The 20,278-nt window shown below is 59.5% G+C and carries 17 protein-coding genes; 8 read left to right on the top strand and 9 right to left on the bottom strand.

The window, feature by feature from the left end; translation table 11 throughout:
* The 5 genes from ACFQU0_RS02960 to ACFQU0_RS02940 form a co-directional block, all read right to left on the bottom strand.
* Entirely contained in the window at positions 1-1,113 is a 1,113-nt protein-coding gene (locus ACFQU0_RS02960) for an efflux RND transporter periplasmic adaptor subunit (RefSeq protein ID WP_382198630.1), read from the bottom strand.
* Positions 1,110-1,664, bottom strand: a complete 555-nt coding sequence (locus ACFQU0_RS02955) for a hypothetical protein (protein ID WP_382198629.1) — start codon at positions 1,662-1,664, stop codon at positions 1,110-1,112. Before ACFQU0_RS02955 ends, ACFQU0_RS02960 begins: the two co-directional genes overlap by 4 nt.
* Before the next feature lie 54 nt (positions 1,665-1,718).
* Positions 1,719-3,005 (bottom strand): TolC family protein, encoded by a 1,287-nt coding sequence (locus ACFQU0_RS02950; protein ID WP_382198688.1) that lies wholly within the window; start codon positions 3,003-3,005, stop codon positions 1,719-1,721.
* A gap of 552 nt (positions 3,006-3,557) precedes the next feature.
* Positions 3,558-4,964 carry a heavy metal sensor histidine kinase gene (locus ACFQU0_RS02945; RefSeq protein ID WP_382198628.1) on the bottom strand — a complete coding sequence of 469 codons (1,407 nt, stop codon included), beginning with the start codon at positions 4,962-4,964 and terminating at the stop codon, positions 3,558-3,560.
* The gene (locus ACFQU0_RS02940; protein WP_382198627.1) at positions 4,961-5,644 is read right to left on the bottom strand and encodes a heavy metal response regulator transcription factor; all 684 of its coding nucleotides are present in this window, start codon (positions 5,642-5,644) and stop codon (positions 4,961-4,963) included. Before ACFQU0_RS02940 ends, ACFQU0_RS02945 begins: the two co-directional genes overlap by 4 nt.
* Positions 5,645-5,801: 157 nt before the next feature.
* Between ACFQU0_RS02940 and ACFQU0_RS02935 the strand changes: the two genes are divergently transcribed.
* Positions 5,802-6,125 (top strand): DUF4148 domain-containing protein, encoded by a 324-nt coding sequence (locus ACFQU0_RS02935; protein ID WP_382198626.1) that lies wholly within the window; start codon positions 5,802-5,804, stop codon positions 6,123-6,125.
* A 573-nt stretch (positions 6,126-6,698) separates the two neighbouring features.
* Here ACFQU0_RS02935 and ACFQU0_RS02930 read toward each other — a convergent pair.
* Genes ACFQU0_RS02930 through ACFQU0_RS02915 form a run of 4 tightly spaced genes read right to left on the bottom strand, consistent with a single transcriptional unit; the run spans position 6,699 to position 10,491 of the window.
* A complete protein-coding gene (locus tag ACFQU0_RS02930; RefSeq protein ID WP_382198625.1) occupies positions 6,699-7,043 on the bottom strand; it encodes a copper-binding protein in 345 nt (114 codons plus the stop codon).
* Between the two features lie 51 nt (positions 7,044-7,094).
* Positions 7,095-7,589 carry a cupredoxin domain-containing protein gene (locus tag ACFQU0_RS02925; RefSeq protein ID WP_382198624.1) on the bottom strand — a complete coding sequence of 165 codons (495 nt, stop codon included), beginning with the start codon at positions 7,587-7,589 and terminating at the stop codon, positions 7,095-7,097.
* Positions 7,590-7,626: 37 nt separating this feature from the next.
* Positions 7,627-9,039: a multicopper oxidase family protein gene (locus ACFQU0_RS02920; RefSeq protein ID WP_382198623.1), complete on the bottom strand. Its 1,413-nt coding sequence runs from the start codon at positions 9,037-9,039 to the stop codon at positions 7,627-7,629.
* 18 nt (positions 9,040-9,057) lie between these two features.
* Positions 9,058-10,491 (bottom strand): TolC family protein, encoded by a 1,434-nt coding sequence (locus tag ACFQU0_RS02915; RefSeq protein ID WP_382198622.1) that lies wholly within the window; start codon positions 10,489-10,491, stop codon positions 9,058-9,060.
* 498 nt (positions 10,492-10,989) lie between these two features.
* On the opposite strand from ACFQU0_RS02915, the gene ACFQU0_RS02910 reads away from it, so the two are divergent.
* The 7 genes from ACFQU0_RS02910 (at position 10,990) to ACFQU0_RS02880 (ending at position 20,079) form a co-directional block, all read left to right on the top strand.
* Positions 10,990-11,673, top strand: a complete 684-nt coding sequence (locus tag ACFQU0_RS02910) for a heavy metal response regulator transcription factor (RefSeq protein WP_382198621.1) — start codon at positions 10,990-10,992, stop codon at positions 11,671-11,673.
* Positions 11,673-13,097, top strand: a complete 1,425-nt coding sequence (locus ACFQU0_RS02905) for a heavy metal sensor histidine kinase (RefSeq protein WP_382198620.1) — start codon at positions 11,673-11,675, stop codon at positions 13,095-13,097. The genes ACFQU0_RS02910 and ACFQU0_RS02905 overlap by 1 nt, the downstream gene beginning before the upstream one ends.
* Positions 13,098-13,172: 75 nt before the next feature.
* Complete coding sequence (locus ACFQU0_RS02900) at positions 13,173-13,574, top strand: hypothetical protein (protein ID WP_382198619.1); 402 nt, start codon at positions 13,173-13,175, stop codon at positions 13,572-13,574.
* A 75-nt stretch (positions 13,575-13,649) separates the two neighbouring features.
* Complete coding sequence (locus tag ACFQU0_RS02895; protein WP_382198618.1) at positions 13,650-14,879, top strand: TolC family protein; 1,230 nt, start codon at positions 13,650-13,652, stop codon at positions 14,877-14,879.
* Positions 14,876-16,390, top strand: coding sequence for an efflux RND transporter periplasmic adaptor subunit (locus tag ACFQU0_RS02890; protein ID WP_382198617.1), 1,515 nt, complete (start codon positions 14,876-14,878; stop codon positions 16,388-16,390). The genes ACFQU0_RS02895 and ACFQU0_RS02890 overlap by 4 nt, the downstream gene beginning before the upstream one ends.
* Positions 16,387-19,527 (top strand): efflux RND transporter permease subunit, encoded by a 3,141-nt coding sequence (locus ACFQU0_RS02885; RefSeq protein WP_382198616.1) that lies wholly within the window; start codon positions 16,387-16,389, stop codon positions 19,525-19,527. The genes ACFQU0_RS02890 and ACFQU0_RS02885 overlap by 4 nt, the downstream gene beginning before the upstream one ends.
* 210 nt (positions 19,528-19,737) lie before the next feature.
* Positions 19,738-20,079 (top strand): DUF4148 domain-containing protein, encoded by a 342-nt coding sequence (locus ACFQU0_RS02880; RefSeq protein WP_382198615.1) that lies wholly within the window; start codon positions 19,738-19,740, stop codon positions 20,077-20,079.
* Positions 20,080-20,278 lie beyond the last annotated feature (199 nt).

Raw genomic sequence — 20,278 nt, 5'->3', positions numbered from 1 at the left:
TCAGCGCACCTGGTTGATCAAGGTGGCACCTTGCGTCGCGACACGGTCGCCGGAGGTCAGGCCCGAGGTGACCGCGACATTCACGCCGTCCAGCGGCTCGGTGGTGACAGTGCGAGGTTCAAAGCGCTCTGGGGCGGTCTTGACCCAGACAACCGTCTGGTTGGCTGGGTTCTTCATCAGTGCGACCACTGGCACTGCGATGCCCTTGACCTTCGCCTTGGTCTGCACGTACACACGCACCGGCTGGCCGACGGCCAACTGATCCAGTGAGGCGCCCTGGGCTCGGAAAGTCAAAGGAAGCGCCTGCTCACGCAAGCTGCGCGAGGCGCCGATGAAGGTGAGCGGCACGCGCTGGTCTCCAGCGGCCATGGAGGCACCGCCGATGTTGGATGCGATGGTGGCATCGAAAGCCAATGCTTCGATGCGCAGACGCGAGGGGTCCACGACCTCGAAAACCAACTCACGCGCATCGACCACCTGACCAGCCACCACGTTGGCCGAAGCAATCACACCAGACACGGGGGCAAGCAACGCCTCGCGACTGGACAAACCACCGCCAACGGCTGCGATGCGAGCGGACAGGCTGGCCGCTTCGCTTTCGGTTGCTTCAATCTCCTTGCGTGGTACCGTGTCGGCCAGTTCTTGCAGTCGTGCCAGGCGCTTGTCGGCCAGCGTCTTGGCGGCGCGCAGCTCGGCCAGCTGTGCGGCCTGGTTGGAGCGTTCAATGGGTGCCGCTGACGATGCAACGTAGGCCAGCACCTCGCCCTTGCGCACGGCTTGCCCGGGGTTGGGCAGGCCACGCGGTCCTGGCTCGATCCGACCGGCGTTCAGCGCCTGCACCTTGCCGCCCGCATTGGGGTCCATCATCACTTTGGCACTCAACTCCAGCGTGCGCGGCAGTTCGGTTGCTTCGGTGACAACGGTGCGCACTCCAAGCTGGCGTTGCGCAGGTTTGGGCAGAAAAACACTGCCATCGGGCTGGCGCTGTGGTCCGTTTGCGCTGGGCGTGGCAGGCCCACCGCCGTGGTCATGGCCTTCGCCCGCATGAACCGACGTGAGACTGGCCAACGCGATGAGCAGCCCTGCACTGGTGGCGATCAAAGTGCGCTTCATGCTGCACCTCCAACGCGAACGCTGCGTGCACCGATCACACGGCGCATACCCCAGAGAAGCAAGGCCAACGCGGCCACGCCACCAGATGCCCAGCCGACGTATTTCGTCCACGAATGCGCTTTAACAGCGTCCTCGGCGTGCGCTTCCTCGTGGATATCGAGCTCTCCAGCCAGAAGGTCGGCCTCATTGCCAGCGGTCACCGTGGCAGTGATTGGCAGAACGCCGGGCTTGGGCGCTTCGGGCAAGATGACCTCGTACTCGTCTTCGCCTTGTTTCTCCGCCTTGAACTTGGTGCTGCCGATCTCGATTTCGATCTGCGCGTCACGCACCGGACGGTTGTCACCGAAGCGGTCAAGGTAAAGCGTGATCTGCTTTCCGCTGAGAACGCCCACAAGCTCATAGGTCTCGGACACTGCGGCAAAACGTGGGAGCGCCTGGCCAACGGTCGCGGGAGCGGCGTCACCATGGTCATGGCCTTCGCCGGACCAGGCGGGCCATGCTGAGAAGAGGGCCGCACACAAAAGTGCAACCGGAATTTTTGAGTGTTTCATGGAGGGTTTCGTAAGTGAATGGAATGACGGCACGGCAGGCGCATCCAGGACGGGTTACTGGGGCAGAAGACCGAGGGACTGGCGCCAGGCGGAGATTGCTGCCGCGAGCTCGATGCGGTTGCGAGCCGCCTGCCGCTCAGCCTCGGCGGCCTCCGCCTCGATGCGCAGCCGCGTTGGCAAGTCGGTCTCGCCCAGCCGGAAAGACTTGTCGAAAAAGCCGCGCGACTCGCGAGCCAACACGACGCGTCGCTCGGCCGCAGCAAGCTGGCTACGAGACGCATCCACCCGCACCCTGGCGGCTTCACGCTCTGCGGCCAGACGGCCACGTTCCAGGCTCAACTGGGCTTGGATTTCAGTGGTGTCTGCGAGCGCGTTGGCTGTGCGAACATCGTGTCGTGGGCCACCGCCAAAGGGGATGCGCACACCAACCGCGAGAGTCTGCTGGGAGGTTTCGCCGAAACCACCTCGGTCACGTGTGGTCGTTAGCGTCAGCTCCGGGTTGACGCGAGTTTGGACAGCGGTCAGTGCCGCTGTCCGCTCAGCGACTGTGGCTTTGGCTTTCAGTTCTTGCAGAGCGGCATTCGCTTCAACGTCGGCCGTGGCCGCGCTGGCGTCCGGCTCTGAAACGGCGTCAGTGGCCTCATTCGCGAGAGGGGCTGCGCCCGCAAGTGCATGCAGTTGCTGTCTGGCTGCTGCGAGGTTGACCTCCGCTTGCGCCATGTTGGCTTCCGCGCTGGCCACGGCGCCGTCAGCCTGGTGTTGGTCGGCTCGCGCCAAATCGCCAGCCCGTACTCGCCTGATCACGTCAGCAGCGAGGCGTCGGCTGTTGTCCAGTTGATCGCGGGCAATATCGACATCGATGCGTGCACGCTGCCACTGCCACCAGGTTTCGCGGACAGTGGCGGCGATACGCAGTTGCGCGGCTGTGGCTCGGCTCTCAACGGCCGCGCCCTCTGCCTCAGCCAGTGCAGCACTGCGGCTGCGCTCGCCAGGCAGCCACAGCGGCACAGAGACGCCCACCTCAAGCTCTCGTGCGCCCTGGTTGCGGTTGAAGCGGTCGGTCTTGTATGCGAGCTCCAGGGCAGCAGATTCAGGCGTCCAAGCCTGAGCGGCATTTTGTTGCGCGCGTGCTGCATCACGTCGCGCCTGCAAGGCCATTGCCTCGGGTTGGCGTGCCCAGGCGGCTTCAAAAACCTGCCTCAGATTCAGAGGCGCCACCGCAGGTGCGGGCGTTGCAATCGCCAGGGGCACCTGTGCTTGCGCGGCCACGCTGCTGAAAACCGCTGCTGCCAATACGCTGGCACGCAGTCGCCAAATAGTCGTTCGATATCCCAATGTCATCCGATACTCCAGTGTTGAAAACAAACCCCGGGAGATCGGCAAGCAGCGACCAGAGGGTCGCGTCGAACCTGGTGACACCGCATTCTGCGACGCACACCCAGGCGCGAACGGGCTTCAGAGAAGGAAGAGACCCGTCTCGCCGATCAGGCGAGTGGCGACCACTGAGGGCGCTCGGGTTGGGTTGGCGCGCGGGTAGCGCCCCCTTCGGTGAGGGAAGTTTTGGGCCGCCCCGCAGCGAAGACGAGGGGAACACCCGGCGCAGCGGACAACATCGCGCTGCAGTAGCCGTGACAATGCCCACAATCCAGGTCCGTGGCACCAAGTGACTTGTCAGCTTTCGTCACAATCGAAGTGTCACTGGTCCCATCCGATGTGGAAGCCGCATCGGTGTCCAGCCCAGTATCCGCGTCGTGCTGGTGCACATGATGACCAAAGTGTCCAGCACCCACCTGCGTCTCATGGTCGCAGTACGACGCCACAGCCGACCAGCTGAACTGGAACGGCAACAAGGCGAGCAGGACGATCACGCAAATACGATGCATACCCAGTAGTCTAGTCGGTGGTGGTGTGGCTCGGCTTCGAGCCTCGACGCTGTGCGGCCGAGTTATGGGGTTTTGCCGTCTCGACAGGCTGTTGTGCCTGATGTTTTAGTGTTAGGCCAACTGATGTCAACCCGCGCTCGGAAGCAGCGAAAACCGTCCCACCATGCATGCGTGCGATGGCCGAGACTATGGCGAGTCCGAGTCCGTGGTTTTGATCTGATCCGGATCGAGCTGAATCGCCTCGATAAAAACGATCAAAAACGTGGGGCAATTGTGTGGGCTCAATGGCTGCCCCACGATTTACCACCGTCAGGCGAGTTTCGTCACCCAGCGCAGCAATGTGTATCTCCACGATTGTTCCGCTATCAGCGTAGCGAGTCGCGTTGCTCACCAAGTTGGATATTGCCCGGTGCAGGAGTCCAACATCAAACTCACCGGCGCCATCACCCAGTATTCGCAGATGGAGATCCGCCTCATCCAGGGAGGCTTCATGGTACTCTGCCACCGCAGCAGCGATTGCTGCAAGACTTTCCACCGGAACTCTGCGTGCCAATGCGCCGCAATCCGCGCGGGACAAGAACAACATGTCCTGAACAATGGTCGCCATGCGTTGCAGGTCTTCAAGATTTGTGCCGAGCACCTCGCGTAGTTCCTCCTGCCCGCGCGGCTTGCGGATGGCTAACTCTGTGCTTGCGATCAAGGTGGTCAAGGGCGTACAAAGTTCGTGCGCCACGTCGGCGTTAAAATTTTCTAGTTGCTCGTAAGCGCGCTCCAGTCGCGTCAACAGTTCGTTGAATTGCATGACCAGCGGCACCAGCTCCGCCGGCTGTGTCGAGCCATCCAATCGATGATGCAAGGTGTCAGCTGCAAGCTTCGCCGTCTGGTCAGCCAAGTGTCGAACTGGCCTCAATCCTGCTCGCACAAGGAAAAACCCCCCGGCACCGATCACGCCAACGCCGCATCCCGCAGCCGCAATCAGGATCAGTCCAACCCGCTGCAACAAGCGTTGTTCATCTCGCGTGTCCAATGTCAGTGTTGCCGCCAACTTCATGTCCGATAGGTCAGACGGCGCGACGTCGAAACGCAATGTTCGCAAGTTCTCTATGGGCAAGTTTTTTGGACGTTTTTCGTAGTAAATACGCCCTTCCCGATCTCGCAAAGTGAGCCAGAGGTTCGCGTGCCCAACCAGGAAGTCGTCAAGCTTGTGTTGCTTCAACGCTGGATTTACATTGGTTGTCGCTTCCGTCAGCAGGTGATGCACCTGCGTCGCCTTTTGTCGCAACATGTCGTCTTGCTGGACTCTGAAGCTGTAGGCCATCGCCCCATAGACGATGACGCAAACCGCAGCCAGTCCCGCAAAACTCAAGACCATGAGCCACCCAGAAAGGCGATACCCGAGTGACACGACAGACTTCACTCGTCGCGCTCCTCAAGCACATAACCCACACCTCGAATGGTGTGCAAAAGCGGCATGGGAAATGGACCATCGAGCTTGTTGCGCAAGCGTCGTATGGCAACGTCGATCACGTTCGTTCCATGGTCAAAGTTGGCATCCCAGACCTGTTCGGCGATTTCTGTCCGGCTCAACACCTCTCCTTTTCTGCGCAGAAGCAGTGCGAGTAGCTTGAATTCTTTGGCTGTGAGGTCCAGGCGCTGACCAGCACGAGTCGCCTTTCTGCGCAACAGATCAACCTCCAGGCCCCCCAAGCAGAGCAGATGGTTCGTTGGAGCGACAACCTGTTGATGGCGCCTGAGCAGCACCTCGATGCGAGCAACCAACTCCGAGAACGCAAAAGGCTTGACCAAGTAGTCATCCGCACCTGCCCTCAGTCCCTGAACCCTGTCTTCCACCCGACCACGTGCTGTCAGCATCAGAACCGGGATGGATCTGGTCTGGCGAAGTGCGGCAAGAAGGCTCAAACCATCCAGCCCTGGCAGCATGCTGTCGAGTATGACCAAGTCAAATTGCCCCTCCATTGCCAAGTGCAGGCCATCTACACCGTTGTGTACGACCTCAACAACGTGACCTTCCTCGGTCAAGCCCTTCTGTAGGTAGGCCGCGAGCCGGACTTCGTCTTCGATCACCAGAATCTTCATAGGCGCCGATTGTAGGAAGCGAAGTGAGGCTGCACACCAAGGTGTCTGGATTGTCATTTTCTTGACCATCCTCTGTCAGAACGGATTTCCTACCATGGCGATGCCTCATGGCAATGCTGCAAATCAGCCACACCTACTCACTCTTCAAAGGACTTTTATGAACGCACTGCGCGTGTTGTCTCTCGTCTCCAGTCTTGCCCTGAGCGTTCCCCTTGTCGCTCAAGCCAGCTCATTCACGCACGATGTTGGCGGTGACGCCGGCGTCACCTTCCACCCAGACCACGTTGCCTCGATAAAAAGTCGCGCCGAGGTAAATGCAGAACTGGAGGCAGCTCGCAAAGATGGCACGTTGACGCTGATGCAGCGTGGGGTTTTCTTGCCGATCAAAGCTGATGGTCCTCCCAAATCGCGCGTCGAAGTGATCGCTGAATTGGAGCGGGCTCGTCAAGTTGGCACCCTGCCGCCCACCGGTGACAAATGATGCGCGTCGGTCTACGCAATGCATCTTGAGACGTGCCATTTATCTGATGCCCGCCGTTGGCTCCCCAGATTAGGCAGATGTGTACTGAATAGGCCCGTAGCCAACGGGCCGGTTACAGCAATCACTTTTTGGAGCGCCCAAGGCAACTCCACTTGCAAAGCTTTTTGATCATGCAATCTCGAAAAATCTTTTTTACCGCTGCTGTTTTGGGTGTGCTTATTCTGGCCGGGTGCGCTGCTTCATCCTACGAAAATGCCGAATCTGCAAGGGTTAACTCATGTCATCAAGCACACGGAGGTAAAGCACCGAATCACCGTGGGCACTGCCCAAGTTTGAAGTGATGCAAAAAACTATTCAATATTCTTCCATTTGAGCTGCTTGGACAATCTGTATCAACAGTGAGCTGAACTCACCGCGAAAATCTGCGCGCCGCTGGAACCAAGTGACGGCGGGTCGAGGTTTACCTCGCCGGCACGTTCTCATCTAATCTGCAAAGCAGGCAAGATTTTCGAAGGTGCGGATCTTTCACCGCTTCGCTACGGCCTGAATTCACAGGCCGAGCATCACGCCGCCTTACTTGGCAGGCTCAATCCCGATCACGAGCATCTGGCCGTTGGCGTTTTCTGCCATGAACTTCACTTTATCGCCCACCTTGAGACCGGTGAGCAGCGCCTTGTCTTTGGCGGTGAAAACCATGGTCATACCTGGCATGTCCATGTGCTTGATTTCACCGTGTTTGAGAGTGACTTTTCCGTTGGCCAAGTCCACCTTGCGGACCTCACCATCGGTCATGGAAGGCATCTTTGCCATGTCCATTTTGCTGTGGTCCATCGTGGCCTGGGCTTGAGCAAGTGTGGGGAGCAAGCTTCCTGATGCGAGTGACAGGAGCATGACCGCTTGAACGATTAACTTTTTCATGGGGTAGTCGGCTTCAAAAGTTGAGGAGAACATTCACGGTATAGGTCAGTGTCAGTTCTTGGCGACCTTGACCATGCCCTTCATGCCGGCTTCGTAGTGGCTTGGCATCAGGCAGGCGAAGTTGACGTTGCCAGCCTTGGAGAACTGCCAGATGATGGTCCCCGATTTGCCTGGCGCGAGAGTGACCTTGTTTGGCTCGTCGTGTTCCATGTCGGGGAACTTCTTCATTTGCTCCAGGTGCTCCAGCAGCTCTTTTTCGGTGCCGAGGCTGAGTTCGTGCTTGACTTTGCCAACATTCTTGACCACGAACCGAATGGTCTCGCCCTGTTTCGCTTGGATCTCCGAGGGCGAGTACGACATCGTGTCACGCATCTCGATGGTGATGGTGCGGGTGACTTTTGACGCAACGCCTGGCTTGCCAATGGCGGTCTCCTCGTCCGCATGTCCATGGCCGCCAGAGTGACTACCTGCTGCAAAGGCAGCTCCAGACATGGCGAGTCCAGCTACCAGGGCGGCACGGGTGAAAGCGCGTGTGTTCAGGCTCATAAATTCTCCAGGTTCTAGTGGGTTGGGCGGGGAAGGTTCAATGCTCGGTGTGACGTGTGGGCTTTCGGGCCTTCACGACGGTTTGCTTCTTAGGCGTCTCGGCCAGAGGCATCGATTGACCACCCTCTGACTTGAAGCGGGCCGGGGCCTGAAGAGGGCCGGTGTATTCATGGGCAACGGTGCCTTCGGGGTGCTTGAACCAGCCTGGGTCTTTGTAATCTCCCGGCTTCTGGTCTTTGCGTACTTTCAGGACACTGAACATGCCACCCATCTCGACCGACCCGAACGGTCCTTGGCCCGTCATCATGGGAGCGGTGTTGTCCGGGAGCGGCATTTCCATTTCCGCCATGTCCGCCATGCCTCGCTCGCCCATCACCATGTAGTCGGGGATGAGGTTGCGAATCTTTTGAGTCATCCCCCGGTGGTCCACGCCAATCAGGGTGGGGACGTCGTGGCCCATGGCATTCATCGTGTGGTGGCTCTTGTGGCAGTGGAATGCCCAGTCCCCCTCTTCATCGGCAAGAAACTCAATCTGGCGCATCTGACCCACGGCAACGTCCGTTGTGACTTCATACAAACGGGTGCTCTTTGGGGTGGGCCCCCCATCTGTGCCGGTGACGAGAAATTCGTGCCCGTGCAGGTGAATCGGGTGGTTGGTCATCGTGAGATTTCCAACGCGGATGCGCACTTTGTCATTGAGCCGCACATTGAGCGAGTCGATACCGGGGAAGATGCGGCTGTTCCAAGACCACAGATTGAAGTCCAGCATCGTCATGATTTTTGGCGTGTAGCTGCCAGGGTCGATGTCGAAGGCATTGAGCAGGAAGCAGAAGTCGCGTTGGACCTCGTCGATGAGCGGGTTCTTGGCCTTGGGGTGCGTGACCCAAAAGCCCATCATCCCCATTGCCATCTGCGTCATTTCATCTGCATGAGGGTGGTACATGAAGGTACCTGGCCGCCGCGCCACGAACTCATACATGAACGTCTTGCCAGGGGAAATGGCTGACTGGTTCAAACCGGCCACGCCGTCCATGCCGTTGGGAAGGCGTTGGCCATGCCAATGAATACTGGTGTGTTCCGGCAGCTTGTTGGTGACGTAAATGCGCACGCGGTCACCCTCGACGACCTCAATGGTGGGGCCAGGGCTTTGGCCGTTGTACCCCCACAAGTGGGCGCTGAAGCCTGGCGCCATTTCGCGCACCACCGGCTCGGCGACCAAATGGAACTCCTTGACCCCCTGGTTCATCCGCCAAGGCAAGGTCCAGCCGTTGAGTGTCACAACTGGGTTGTACGGTCGCCCAAAATTGGGGACCAGTGGTGCGCTGGTTTCGGCCGAGGTCTGTATCACCGGCTCTGGCAGGGCGGCCATGGCGACCTTGCTGACCGAGGCTGCTGCGACCGCACCTCCGGCAATGCCGGCAAACTTGAAAAAATCTCGTCTAGATGTCACTTGAGTGCTCCGAATTTTTTAATGACCTTCGGCACCGCCGCTTTGCGCGGCAGCGGGACTGGCGATGGACAAGCCCGTCGGGCGTCCGACCAAGGACGCTTGGAGGTTGGCGTCTGCCAGCCAGAATTGCTGCTCGGCATCGATGGCCGCCATGACGGTGGACACCTGGTCTCGGGAGTCGGCGAGCAACTCGAAGACGCCGATGAGCATGCCGTTGTATCGAAGCAGGTTTTCGTCGGCGATGGCCTTGCGCAGAGGTACCACTTCATCTCGGTGGTGCCGCGCGATGTCGTAGGCGGTTCGGTAGGCTGAATACGACTCCCTCAGGTGCGAACCTGCGGCACGCGTTACTGCCTCCAGCTGATTTGCCGCTGCCAGCGTCTGGGCTGTCATGGCATCGCGGCGCATACCTCCCCAGTCGAAGATGGGTAGTCGGAGGTCGATTTCGTAGCCACGTGGATTCGATTTGGAGCCGCTGCCGTTGTCGAATACCGTGTCACGGCGCACACCCAGCTCTATGTCGGTGAAGCTGTTGATGGTTTCCAAGCCCTGGGCCTTGGCGCTGACGTTCAGGGCACTCTGTGCGAGCTGAATATCCAGACGGCCATTGCTCGCGACCTTTGCCACTTCGGCTGGCTGAAGGGCCCGCTTTGGCAAGTCAGGTAAGCGGTCTGGGAGCCGCAGCTGTGCGGCCTGTTTGTCATCCAGGCCCAGCAGGCGAATCAGGTCCTCACGGGCAGAAATTTCTTGTTGGTGGGCAGCAGACAGTCGGGTCGCGGCATCTGCGTAGAAGGTCTGTTGGCGTGCACGAGCTAGCTTGTTGAAATTGCCGACCGCTTCAAGACGTCGGGCCAGTTCTGCACCTGCCTCGGCGTTCTCGTAAACCTGTTTGGCATAGGCAAGTGACTGCTTCGCTGCGACCGCACGCACCCAGCTCTGTCTGACCTGGGTGGTCCTATCGACCACCTCAGCGGCCAAGCGGATTTGACTTTGTGCAATCCGCTGGTCGGCTATGCCCTTGCGATACGGCAACGTGATGAGGTCGAGCAAGCCAAAGGTGAGGATTCGCCCGAATTCCAGCTCCTCGCCCGCCCTGACACGCTCAAAACTGAAAACAGGGTTGGAAATGCGGCCGGACTGGGCTGCCAGCGAAGAATCTGCCCAGCTTTGAGCCAACATCGCCTGCATAGACGGGCTATTGAGGAGTGCGAGCTGCACGGCCTCTTTTTGGCCAACGACCGAAGTCAGAAGTTTTGAGGCGGCCTGCAGGCGCTCGTCACGTTGCTGGTCGGTCTGCGAAAGTTTCAATTGGCCAGCAGTGAAATTCCCGGTCTGAGCGTTGGCTTTCTCCAGGGTTTGTTCAAGATTGACGGACGCACATCCGGCCAATATGGCGACGGCTATCAGTGACAGCGCGACTTTGAATCCGGGCACAGTCAAAGGGCTTCTCATTTCTTATCCCCGTGGTGATTGGAGTGCGGGGCGCTGCCGCCCGACGCTGCCGGCGAAGACGGCGACGGCTGGCCTTGCGATGTTTCCCGGGAGTAATTTCGCCATCCACCAATGCGCCCGACGTTGTCGTTAGCTTCTTTCCAGGACTGGATGGACTGGGGTTCGTACCCCTTGTAGTCACCGATGGGCGACACGTACTCCAGCGCAGGTGCTCCCACCTGATTGGTTGTTGTGGCAGCGACGCCAGCCGCAGGTTGCGCGAGAACTCCCGAGACAGTGAGCAGGGCACCTAGGCCCAGCAGGCAACTCGTGCCGGCGACTGCGATTTTTCTTGACACTAGGGTCTCCTTCGACAAATCCGATGAACTTTCGAGGTGCGCAGTGTCTACGGCTTCCCGCTACACAGCGCTGTCGGGAAGATTACATTTCCGTCATGTGGGGCGGAGATACCCGCTCCAGGTGCAAACTCGCCGCTGTAGTGCGATGCGGAGCTGACCTGTGAAAATCCTGATTGTTGAAGACGAGCCCAAGACGGGTGACTACCTGCGCCAAGGCTTGCGTGAGGCGGGATTCACTGTGGACCTCGTGGCCAACGGCTTGGATGGGCTTCACCTGGGCGCGGAGGTCAGCTACGACCTCGTCATCCTGGACGTCATGTTGCCTGGCCTGGACGGCTGGCAGGTGCTCAAGACGTGGCGCACCAACGGGCGACACATGCCGGTGTTGCTGTTGACAGCCAAGGACCAGGTCGAAGACCGGGTCAAAGGGCTTGAACTCGGTGCCGATGACTATCTGGTCAAGCCGTTCTCATTTGCGGAGTTGCTGGCACGTGTGCGCACGGTGCTTCGCCGCGGTCGCCAGGGCCTGGAAGCCACCCAACTCAAGGTCTTGGACTTGGAGCTTGACCTATTGAGGCGCAGAGTGAGCCGGTCGGGAAAGCGGATTGACCTGACTGCCAAGGAGTTCGGACTGCTCGAACTCATGATGCGACGCCAAGGCGAGGTGCTGCCCCGCTCCTTGATTGCATCCCAGGTTTGGGACATGAACTTTGACAGCGACAGCAACGTCATCGAGGTTGCCATGCGCAGGTTGAGGGCGAAAGTCGACGACGGTTTCGACACAAAGCTCATTCAGACAGTCCGGGGCATGGGGTACGTGCTTGAGGCGCCGGAGACCGCCTGATGCCCATGAAGTCAACTTTGACGGTCCGGCTGACCGTGCTGTACACGTTGGTTGCCGCGACCGTGCTTTCCGGGCTGGCGGTACTGGTGTTGATGACAACGCACCAACATTTCGTCGAGCTGGACCAGGCCTTCATGCTGGAGAAGGCGAAGCTCATTCAAGATTCAGCGAAGGGCAAGCAAGGCCTCGAAGAGGTTTCACAGCGCATCCAGGAAATTGCCGAAAGCCACCATGGCATGTACCTGCAGCTCTGGTCTGGAAAGTCACTTGTTCTTGGGCCTGGTGAGTTGGAAGTCCCAAGCCTCCTGAGCACTGCCGAGGAGCGTGCGGGTCAACTGGTCGACTGGGTGGTCAATGGCAAATCGCTCAGGGGTCTGTCACAGGACATTGAACTCAATGGAGACGCTAGCCAGGGGGCCAGAACGGTGGCAGCACGACTGGTTCTGGCGGTCGAGACCCATCACCACACCATGTTTCAGACCTCCCTGGCGAAGACGCTGGCAGTCTTTGTGTTGCTTGCCACGGCGCTCAGCGGCTTCCTTGGCTGGTGGGCTGCCCGAACCGGTCTCAGTCCCTTGCGGGTGATGCGGGAGCGGGCGATGAAGGTGACAGCCAACAAGCTCAATCACCGGATGCCCGTGGATGAGGTACCGGTGGAGATGGCTGATTTGGCGACAAGCCTCAACGAGATGCTGGAACGCTTGGAGGCCGACTTCGTACGACTGCAGGACTTCTCTGGTGACTTGGCTCACGAACTGCGCACGCCACTCAATAACCTGTTGACACAGACCCAGGTGGCGCTGTCCCATCCGCGTGATGCGGCGTCCTATCGCGACACATTGGCTTCCAATGCTGAGGAATACCAACGCCTGGCGCGGATGGTCTCAGACATGTTGTTCCTAGCCAAGGCCGACAGAGGGATTGCATTGCCCAACCCAGAAAAGTTGGAGCTGTCGGAAGAAGTCTCCGCGCTGTTTGAGTTTTATGAGGCCGTGGCAGAGGACCTTCGGATTGAACTCAAGGTTGACGGCCATGGTCAGGTCATCGGTGACCGGCTGATGATTCGTCGGGCCATCAGCAATTTGCTCTCGAATGCTCTGCGCCATGCAGAGACGAACACCAGAATTGAGTTGGTGGTAGCCAAGGGCACCGAGGTGACCTTGTCTGTCTCCAACAAAGGCACTCCCATTGGGCGCGAACACCTGGCCAGACTTTTTGACCGGTTCTATCGTGTGGACAAGGCCCGAACCCGGCCGGAATCCGACGGTGCGGGACTGGGCCTTGCGATTACCAGTGCCATCATGCAGGCTCACCATGGACGCATTGACGTGGCATCAGAGGCTGAGCGTACGACGTTCTCCTTGCATTTTCCATTGCCGGCGCTGGATGCAAGTCACGAACAGCTTCGCTCGATGGGGCGGTAGCGGTACGATGCCTACCCACGCCTTGAAACCTTTCAAAGCTCCGAAATAGACTGGACCGACCCGAGCAAATTCGACATGGCACGACGCGCAACTCAACGGCTGACCATCACCCTCTGGGTGGTGTTTTCGTTGTTGTTTTCGCAGTTGGTGCTGGCGAACTATGTATGTCCACCAACAGCCGATGCCCAGAGCGAAGCGATGGCCTTGTCCATGGCGCGAGGCGAACCTTGCGAGTCCATGGCGATGGACCGGGATGTTGGGCAACCGGTGTTGTGCCATCAGCATTGCCTGAACGCACCCCAATCGTCGGATTCACCGCTGGTCCCAGTCGTCAGCCTGCCTGCGGTGTGGTGGGCGCTTGTTGTCCCGCTGCTGACAGAGGCGATTGAAGACATCGCCATCCTCCGTGCAGAGGTTGGTCAAGCGAGACCGCCTCCAGACCCCATTTTCCTCTCCACTCTCAGACTCCGGGTCTGAAAACTCCGTTGACCAATTGGCGTCACCACGGCTTGGCCGTTGGTGCACAAGTGCTTTGTTGTCATCGGAGTTCCCATGAAATCGCTTTTGTATTCCGCAGCCATCAGCATGGTTGCGATGATGCCGGCCGTTGTCTCGGCCAGCCCTCTCAGTCTGGAGCAGGGACTTGAGCTTGCTGTCCAACGCTCCCAAGCCGTTGTAGCCGCACGCGCCGGTGCTTTGGCTTCGACTCAAACGGCCCGTGCAGCAGGACAGTTGCCCGACCCAATGCTCAGCGTCGGCATAGAAAACTTGCCTGTCACGGGTCCAGACAGGATGCGTACCACTGCAGAGTCCATGACGATGAAGCGGGTGGGCATTAGCCAGGAGTGGGTGTCTGCCGAGAAACGGGCACTGCGACAAGCCTCAGCACTGGCCATGGCAGAACGCGAGTCGGCCTCGGCTTTGGCTGCGGCCGCCGATTCGCGACTTCAAGCTGCGCTGGCCTTCGTGGACGCTTTCTATGCAGGTGAGGTCCTGGTTCTAACGAAGTTGAACGAGCGTTACGCCCTTGAAGACTTTGAAGCTGCCAAGGCCCGCTTTGCATCGGCGGGCGCAAGCGGTCAGGAGGTGCTGCAATTGACTGCCGCCCGTGGTGTCGCGGGCGACGATTCCGCAGAGGTCGAGCAGTTGCACGCATCTGCGCTGGCGGCCCTGCAGCGGTGGGTGGGCGTGCGTCCTGAGGGCTTGGAAAGGCCGACTTTGCCGGCGTCGATGAATGAGCAGGCCTTTGTGTCTGCACATCCCGCCGTTTGGCAATCTCAGCGTGACATCGACCTGGCGCGAGCTGAAGCGGCATCCATGGCATCGAACCGCAGTCCCAACTGGACCTGGCAAGCCGCCTATGGCCAACGCACAGGATATTCGGACCTGGTCTCGGTTGGGGTGAACATCCCGCTGCCTATTGCGCCTGGAGAGCGGCAAGACCAGGAGACCGCTTCAAAACTGGCCCTCGTGGACAAGGCCCTTGCTGCCCATGATGAGTCCACTCGCATGGCGGTGGCCGAGTTTCGGACCCTGACCAGCGATGGACAGCGGTTGTCCCAGCGCATCGTGCAGTACCAAACCGGTGTCATCTCCCCAGTCAAACAACGCGTTCAAGCTGCGCTGGCCGGCTATCGCTCCAATCAGGTGCCACTGATGGCCCTGTTTGAGGCCCGCTACGCCGAGGTGCAAGCCCAGCGAAAGCTCCTAGGCATGCAGCGCGACCTAGCAAAGGTTCAGGCACAGCTTGCATTCAAACCAGTTTCCGGAGGTGTCCAATGAAACACGCATATGTCGCGGCTATTGTTCTCAGCGGCGTACTTCTAGTCGCAGGCGGGTACATGCTGGGCCGCCAGAGCGCGGCGCATCTCGAACCGCCTAACGCACCCTTGGCACAACCCACAAACGCAGCAAGCGCTGCAAGTGAGCGCAAGGTCCTGTATTGGCATGACCCCATGGTGCCTGGACCGAGATTCGACAAACCCGGCAAGTCGCCCTTCATGGACATGCAACTGGTCCCGGTTTTCGCCGACGACCAAGGGGGTGGTGGTGTAAAAGTCAGCCCAGACGTTCAGCAGAACCTGGGGATACGGACGGCAGCGGTGACGCGCACCGAGGTGGCCAACTTGTTGGATGCAGTGGGCACGGTTCAGTTTGATGAACGCCTCTCCGAGGCTGTCCAAACTCGGGTGAATGGCTATGTTGAGCGACTGCTGGTTCGTGCGCCCATGGAGTACGTCCGCCGAGGACAAGCGCTGGCTACCATCTTTGCGCCTGATTGGCTGGGGCCTCAGAACGAATACTTGGCTTTGAAACGTGCAGGCGCTTCTGAGGAACTGGTTGCGGCGGCGCGCGAGCGCATCCGGGCGCTGTCGATTCCGGATGCGCTGCTCCTTCAAAGTGAAGCGAGTGGCGTCGCCCAAGCCCGATTTACTGTTCTTGCGCCGGTCGGCGGGGTGATTGCCGAGCTAGGCGTTCGAGACGGCGTCGCCGTCACGCCGGGCACAACTCTGTTTCGAATCGCCGGCTTGGAGAAAGTGTGGGCCGTTGCCGAGGTGCCGGAAACCCAGGCCATGGGATTACGCCGCGGTCAGAAAGCCAGGGCCACATCGCAGGTGGATGCCTCCCAATCGTTCGAGGGGCAGCTCAAGGAAATTTTGCCTCAGGTCAACGCCAGTACACGCACAGTGCAGGCACGCTTTGATGTCCCCAACCCGGGCGGGCGACTGGTGCCGGGCATGTTGCTGCGGCTGCAAGTCTCGGGCCCCACTTCCACGCGACTGGTCGTGCCGACCGAAGCCGTCATCCGAACCGGAACGCGAGCCGTTGTGATTGCCCAAAAAGACAATGGAGCATTTGAGCCACGTGCGGTTTTCCTGGGCGCGGATTTGGGTGACCAGCTTGAAGTGCTTAGCGGATTGCACGAGGGTGAAAAAGTCGTTGTCAGCGGGCAGTTCCTGGTGGACTCCGAGGCCCGACTGAAATCCGTTCTTGGCAGCATGAGCGCACCGTCTGGTCAGGAGGCCGTGAGTGGTCCAACGAAGGAACCTGAGGCTGTCGGCACGTTCACTGCTCAGGGCAAGGTTGAAGACATCGATGCGGAGGGCGTCACCATTTCGCACGGACCTGTGCCAGCGCTCAAGTGGCCATCGATGACCATGGGATTTGGCAAAACCAAGCCAACGGACTTCCCCGGGCTCAAAACCGGCGACACCATCCAATTCCAGTTCAAGAAGGGTGGCGCGAGGGGCTGGGAGCTGCTTTCCGTTCAACCCACGGGAGCGAAAAAATGACAGCCGCGCTGATTCGATGGTCCATCGGCAACCGCTTCCTGGTGTTGATGGCAACAGCGTTTGTGGTGCTGGCGGGCGTGTGGTCCATGACCCGGATGTCACTGGACGCACTGCCAGACCTGTCCGACACCCAGGTGATTGTGCGAACCCCTTACCCAGGCAAGGCGCCTCAGGTGGTCGAGGACTTGGTCACTTATCCGTTGACGACCACGATGCTGAGTGTTCCGGGGGCAAAGGTTGTCCGGGGCTATTCTTTCTTCGGTGACTCCTTCGTCTACGTCCTGTTTGACGACAAGACGGACCCCTACTGGGCGAGGTCTCGCGTGGTGGAGTACCTGAACCAAGTTCAAAGCCGCCTTCCAGCTGGAGCCAACGCGTCATTGGGGCCTGACGCCACCGGAGTGGGCTGGGTCTACGAATACGCCCTGGTCGACCGCACCGGCAAACAGGACATCTCGCAACTGCGTTCGCTCAATGATTGGTTTCTCAAGTTCGAGCTAAAAACCGTTCCGGATGTGGCGGAGGTGGCCAGCATTGGCGGCATGGTGCGTCAATACCAAGTCGTGTTGGACCCTAACCGCATGCGCACTCTGGGCGTTACCCACAGCATGGTGACGGAGGCACTTCAGAAAGCCAACCAAGCCGCTGGTGGCTCGGTGGTTGAGCTGGCCGAAGCCGAGTACATGGTGCGCTCGCGTGGATTCCTGCAATCGTTGGAGGACTTTAGGTCCATTCTCATCAGTGTGACCGGGTCTACACCTGTGCTCTTGCGCGACATCGCCTTTGTGCAAGTGGGTCCTGAGATGCGTCGTGGCATTGCCGAGTTGGATGGAGAAGGTGAGGTCGCCGGGGGCGTGATTGTCATGCGCTCCGGCAAAAATGCGCGGACCACCATCGAGGCGGTCAAGGCCAAACTGGCAACGTTGAAAACCAGCTTGCCACCCGGTGTGGAAGTGGTGACGACCTACGACCGCTCGCTACTGATTGACCGCGCGGTAGAAAACCTGGGTTGGAAGCTGATGGAGGAGTTTGCGGTCGTTGCGTTGGTGTGCGCCGTTTTCCTCTTCCACCTGCGGTCGGCATTCGTGGCCGTGGTGACCTTACCGATTGGCGTTCTGGCGGCCTTCATCGTCATGCAGTGGCAAGGCGTCAGTGCCAACATCCTCTCACTGGGAGGCATTGCGATTGCACTGGGCGCCATGGTCGATGCGTCCATCGTGCTCATCGAGAACGCACACAAGCACCTTGAGTCGTTCGAGCATGCAAATGGGCGTGGGCCGACCACCACTGAGCGCTGGAAGTTGATTGCGGACGCTTCCATCGAAGTGGGGCCGGCGCTCTTTTTCTCGCTGCTCGTCATTACCCTGTCTTTTGTCCCGGTGTTCACGCTTGAGGCCCAGGAGGGGAGGTTGTTCTCGCCTCTGGCGTTCACCAAGACCTATGCGATGGCGGCCGCAGCCGTGCTCTCTGTCACGCTGGTTCCCGTGTTGATGGGGTATCTGGTCAGAGGCCGAATTCCGCCTGAGGCGTCGAACCCGTTGAACCGGGTTCTGACGGCTGGATATCGACCTGTGCTCGAAGTTGTCCTTCGGTTCCCGAAGGCGACCCTGGTTGTTGCTGCTGCCTTGTTGGTGCTCACGCTTATCCCAATGACCCGCTTGGGCAGCGAGTTTTTACCGCCGCTGGATGAAGGCGACTTGCTGTACATGCCCTCTGCGTTGCCTGGCCTTTCGGCGTCCAAGGCCTCTGCTTTGCTGCAGCAAACCGACCGCCTCATAAAAACAATCCCCGAGGTGGAACGAGTGTTTGGCAAGGCCGGCCGTGCCGATACCGCCACAGACCCAGCTCCACTGGAGATGTTCGAGACCACCATCCAATTCAAACCGCGTGAGCAGTGGCGCGCCGGCATGACACCGGACAAGTTGATTGAGGAGTTGGACCGGGTGGTGAAAGTGCCAGGACTCTCGAATGTGTGGGTGCCTCCCATCCGCAACCGCATCGACATGCTGGCCACAGGCATTAAGAGTCCGGTGGGGGTCAAAATCGCTGGTGCAGACCTCAAGGTTATCGACCAACTTACAGGTCAGGTGGAATCCGCTGTAAGGAAAGTTCCAGGGGTGTCATCCGCGCTCGCCGAGCGCCTCACCGGGGGCCGCTACATCGATGTGGATGTAGACCGTACTGCGGCTGCCAGGTACGGTTTGTCGGTCGCTGATGTCCAGAGCATCGTGTCGACCGCCATCGGCGGGGACAACGTCGGTGAGGTGGTGCAGGGGCGGGAGCGCTATCCCATAAACGTGCGCTATCCCAGGGAGATTCGGGACTCACTGGAGCGGTTGCGCACGCTACCGTTTGTCACCGAAAAAGGCGCCCAACTTCTCCTGCAGGACGTCGCTCGCGTAACTGTCCAGGACGGCCCTCCAATGTTGCGCAGCGAGAACGCACGGCTGTCCGGCTGGGTGTATGTGGACGTGCGGGGCCGAGACTTGCGTTCAGTTGTCACGGACATGCAGGCGGCCGTGTCCAGTGAGGTCAAGCTTCCAGCGGGTTACGCCATATCCTGGTCGGGGCAGTTCGAATACCTGGAGCGCGCAACGCAACGGCTGAAGACGGTTGTGCCTGCCACCCTGGCTGTCATTTTCGTGCTGCTGTATTTGTTGTTCCGCTCCTTCAAGGATGCCGCCCTCGTGATGGCTGCCGTGCCGTTCTCGCTGGTGGGCGGCTTCTGGCTGGTCTGGGCGCTCGGGCACAACGTCTCCGTGGCCACCGCAGTGGGCTTCATTGCATTGGCAGGCGTGGCTGCTGAGTTTGGCATCGTGATGCTGGTGTACCTCAAGAATGCCTATTCCCAGCGGCTTGCGGCCGGGGAGCCAGATACCAATGAAACGCTGCTCAGCGCCATTCGCGAAGGTGCTGTGCTTCGTGTCCGACCCAAGGCCATGACCGTTGCCGTGGTCATGGGCGGTCTGCTTCCTATTCTGTTGGGCACCGGGACAGGCTCAGAGGTCATGACGCGTATTGCGGCCCCGATGGTGGGAGGAATGGTGACAGCGCCCTTGCTCAGCATGCTTGTCATTCCCGCAGCTTGGTACCTGGTTCATCGCCAGAAAAACCTGGGTTCAACCGTGACGTCCTAGGGAGGAGTTTTGCGACTCGCATTGGCGTTGACCGCTGTTGCGATAGCTTCAGCCCGTCAACGCCTGGCCGTAAACATGGATTGCCTAACGTTGACCCAATCGGGAGTGACGAAATCGTAATTCTTGGGTCACCCTGTTGACGGTGTCAGCTTTTTACATTTCAACCGTGGTCACCCCGGCCACGCGCAGTCACCAGGTGATGGTGTTGCGATGAAAACCACAACAGGAGTTGATGTCATGCAAGTTCGTAAACTGACCCTTACCGCTGCCCTCTTGATTGCAGTTGCACCCGCAGCATTCGCAACCAGTGGTACCCGCTGGGTTGGCGGCGACGCGGGTTTTGAGCTCCACCACATGCCCGGCACCAAGAGTCGTGCCGAAGTGAAGGCTGAGTTGGCGGAAGCACAGAAGTCTCCGGAGTGGGACCGCTGGGCTCGCTTTGGCATCCCGTTCAGCCAGAAGTCGGTCGCAACGGCTCGCAGCCGCGAGGAAGTTCGCCTGGAGGCAGTTGAGGCAGTCCGTGCGGGCCAGATTTCAATTGGAGGGATGTGAAGCAAAGGCTGGCCTGCGGCCCCTCGGGTGACTCCAAGACCGAAACCTACAGAACGCCCGGTCTCATCAATTCGTACTTGCTGACACGGGGTGTATGTGCGATTCAGTCAGCACGGATGCGCATTCCACTGATGGCGGACAGTGATTCCATTCCCATCGCGGACAGCGTTCCATGCGATGGCGGACACCGTGCGCGGGG

The organism is Hydrogenophaga defluvii (genome assembly GCF_042665235.1).
GTDB classification, from domain to species: domain Bacteria; phylum Pseudomonadota; class Gammaproteobacteria; order Burkholderiales; family Burkholderiaceae_C; genus Hydrogenophaga; species Hydrogenophaga defluvii_A.
This window is presented reverse-complemented; position numbering and strand designations above follow the sequence as displayed.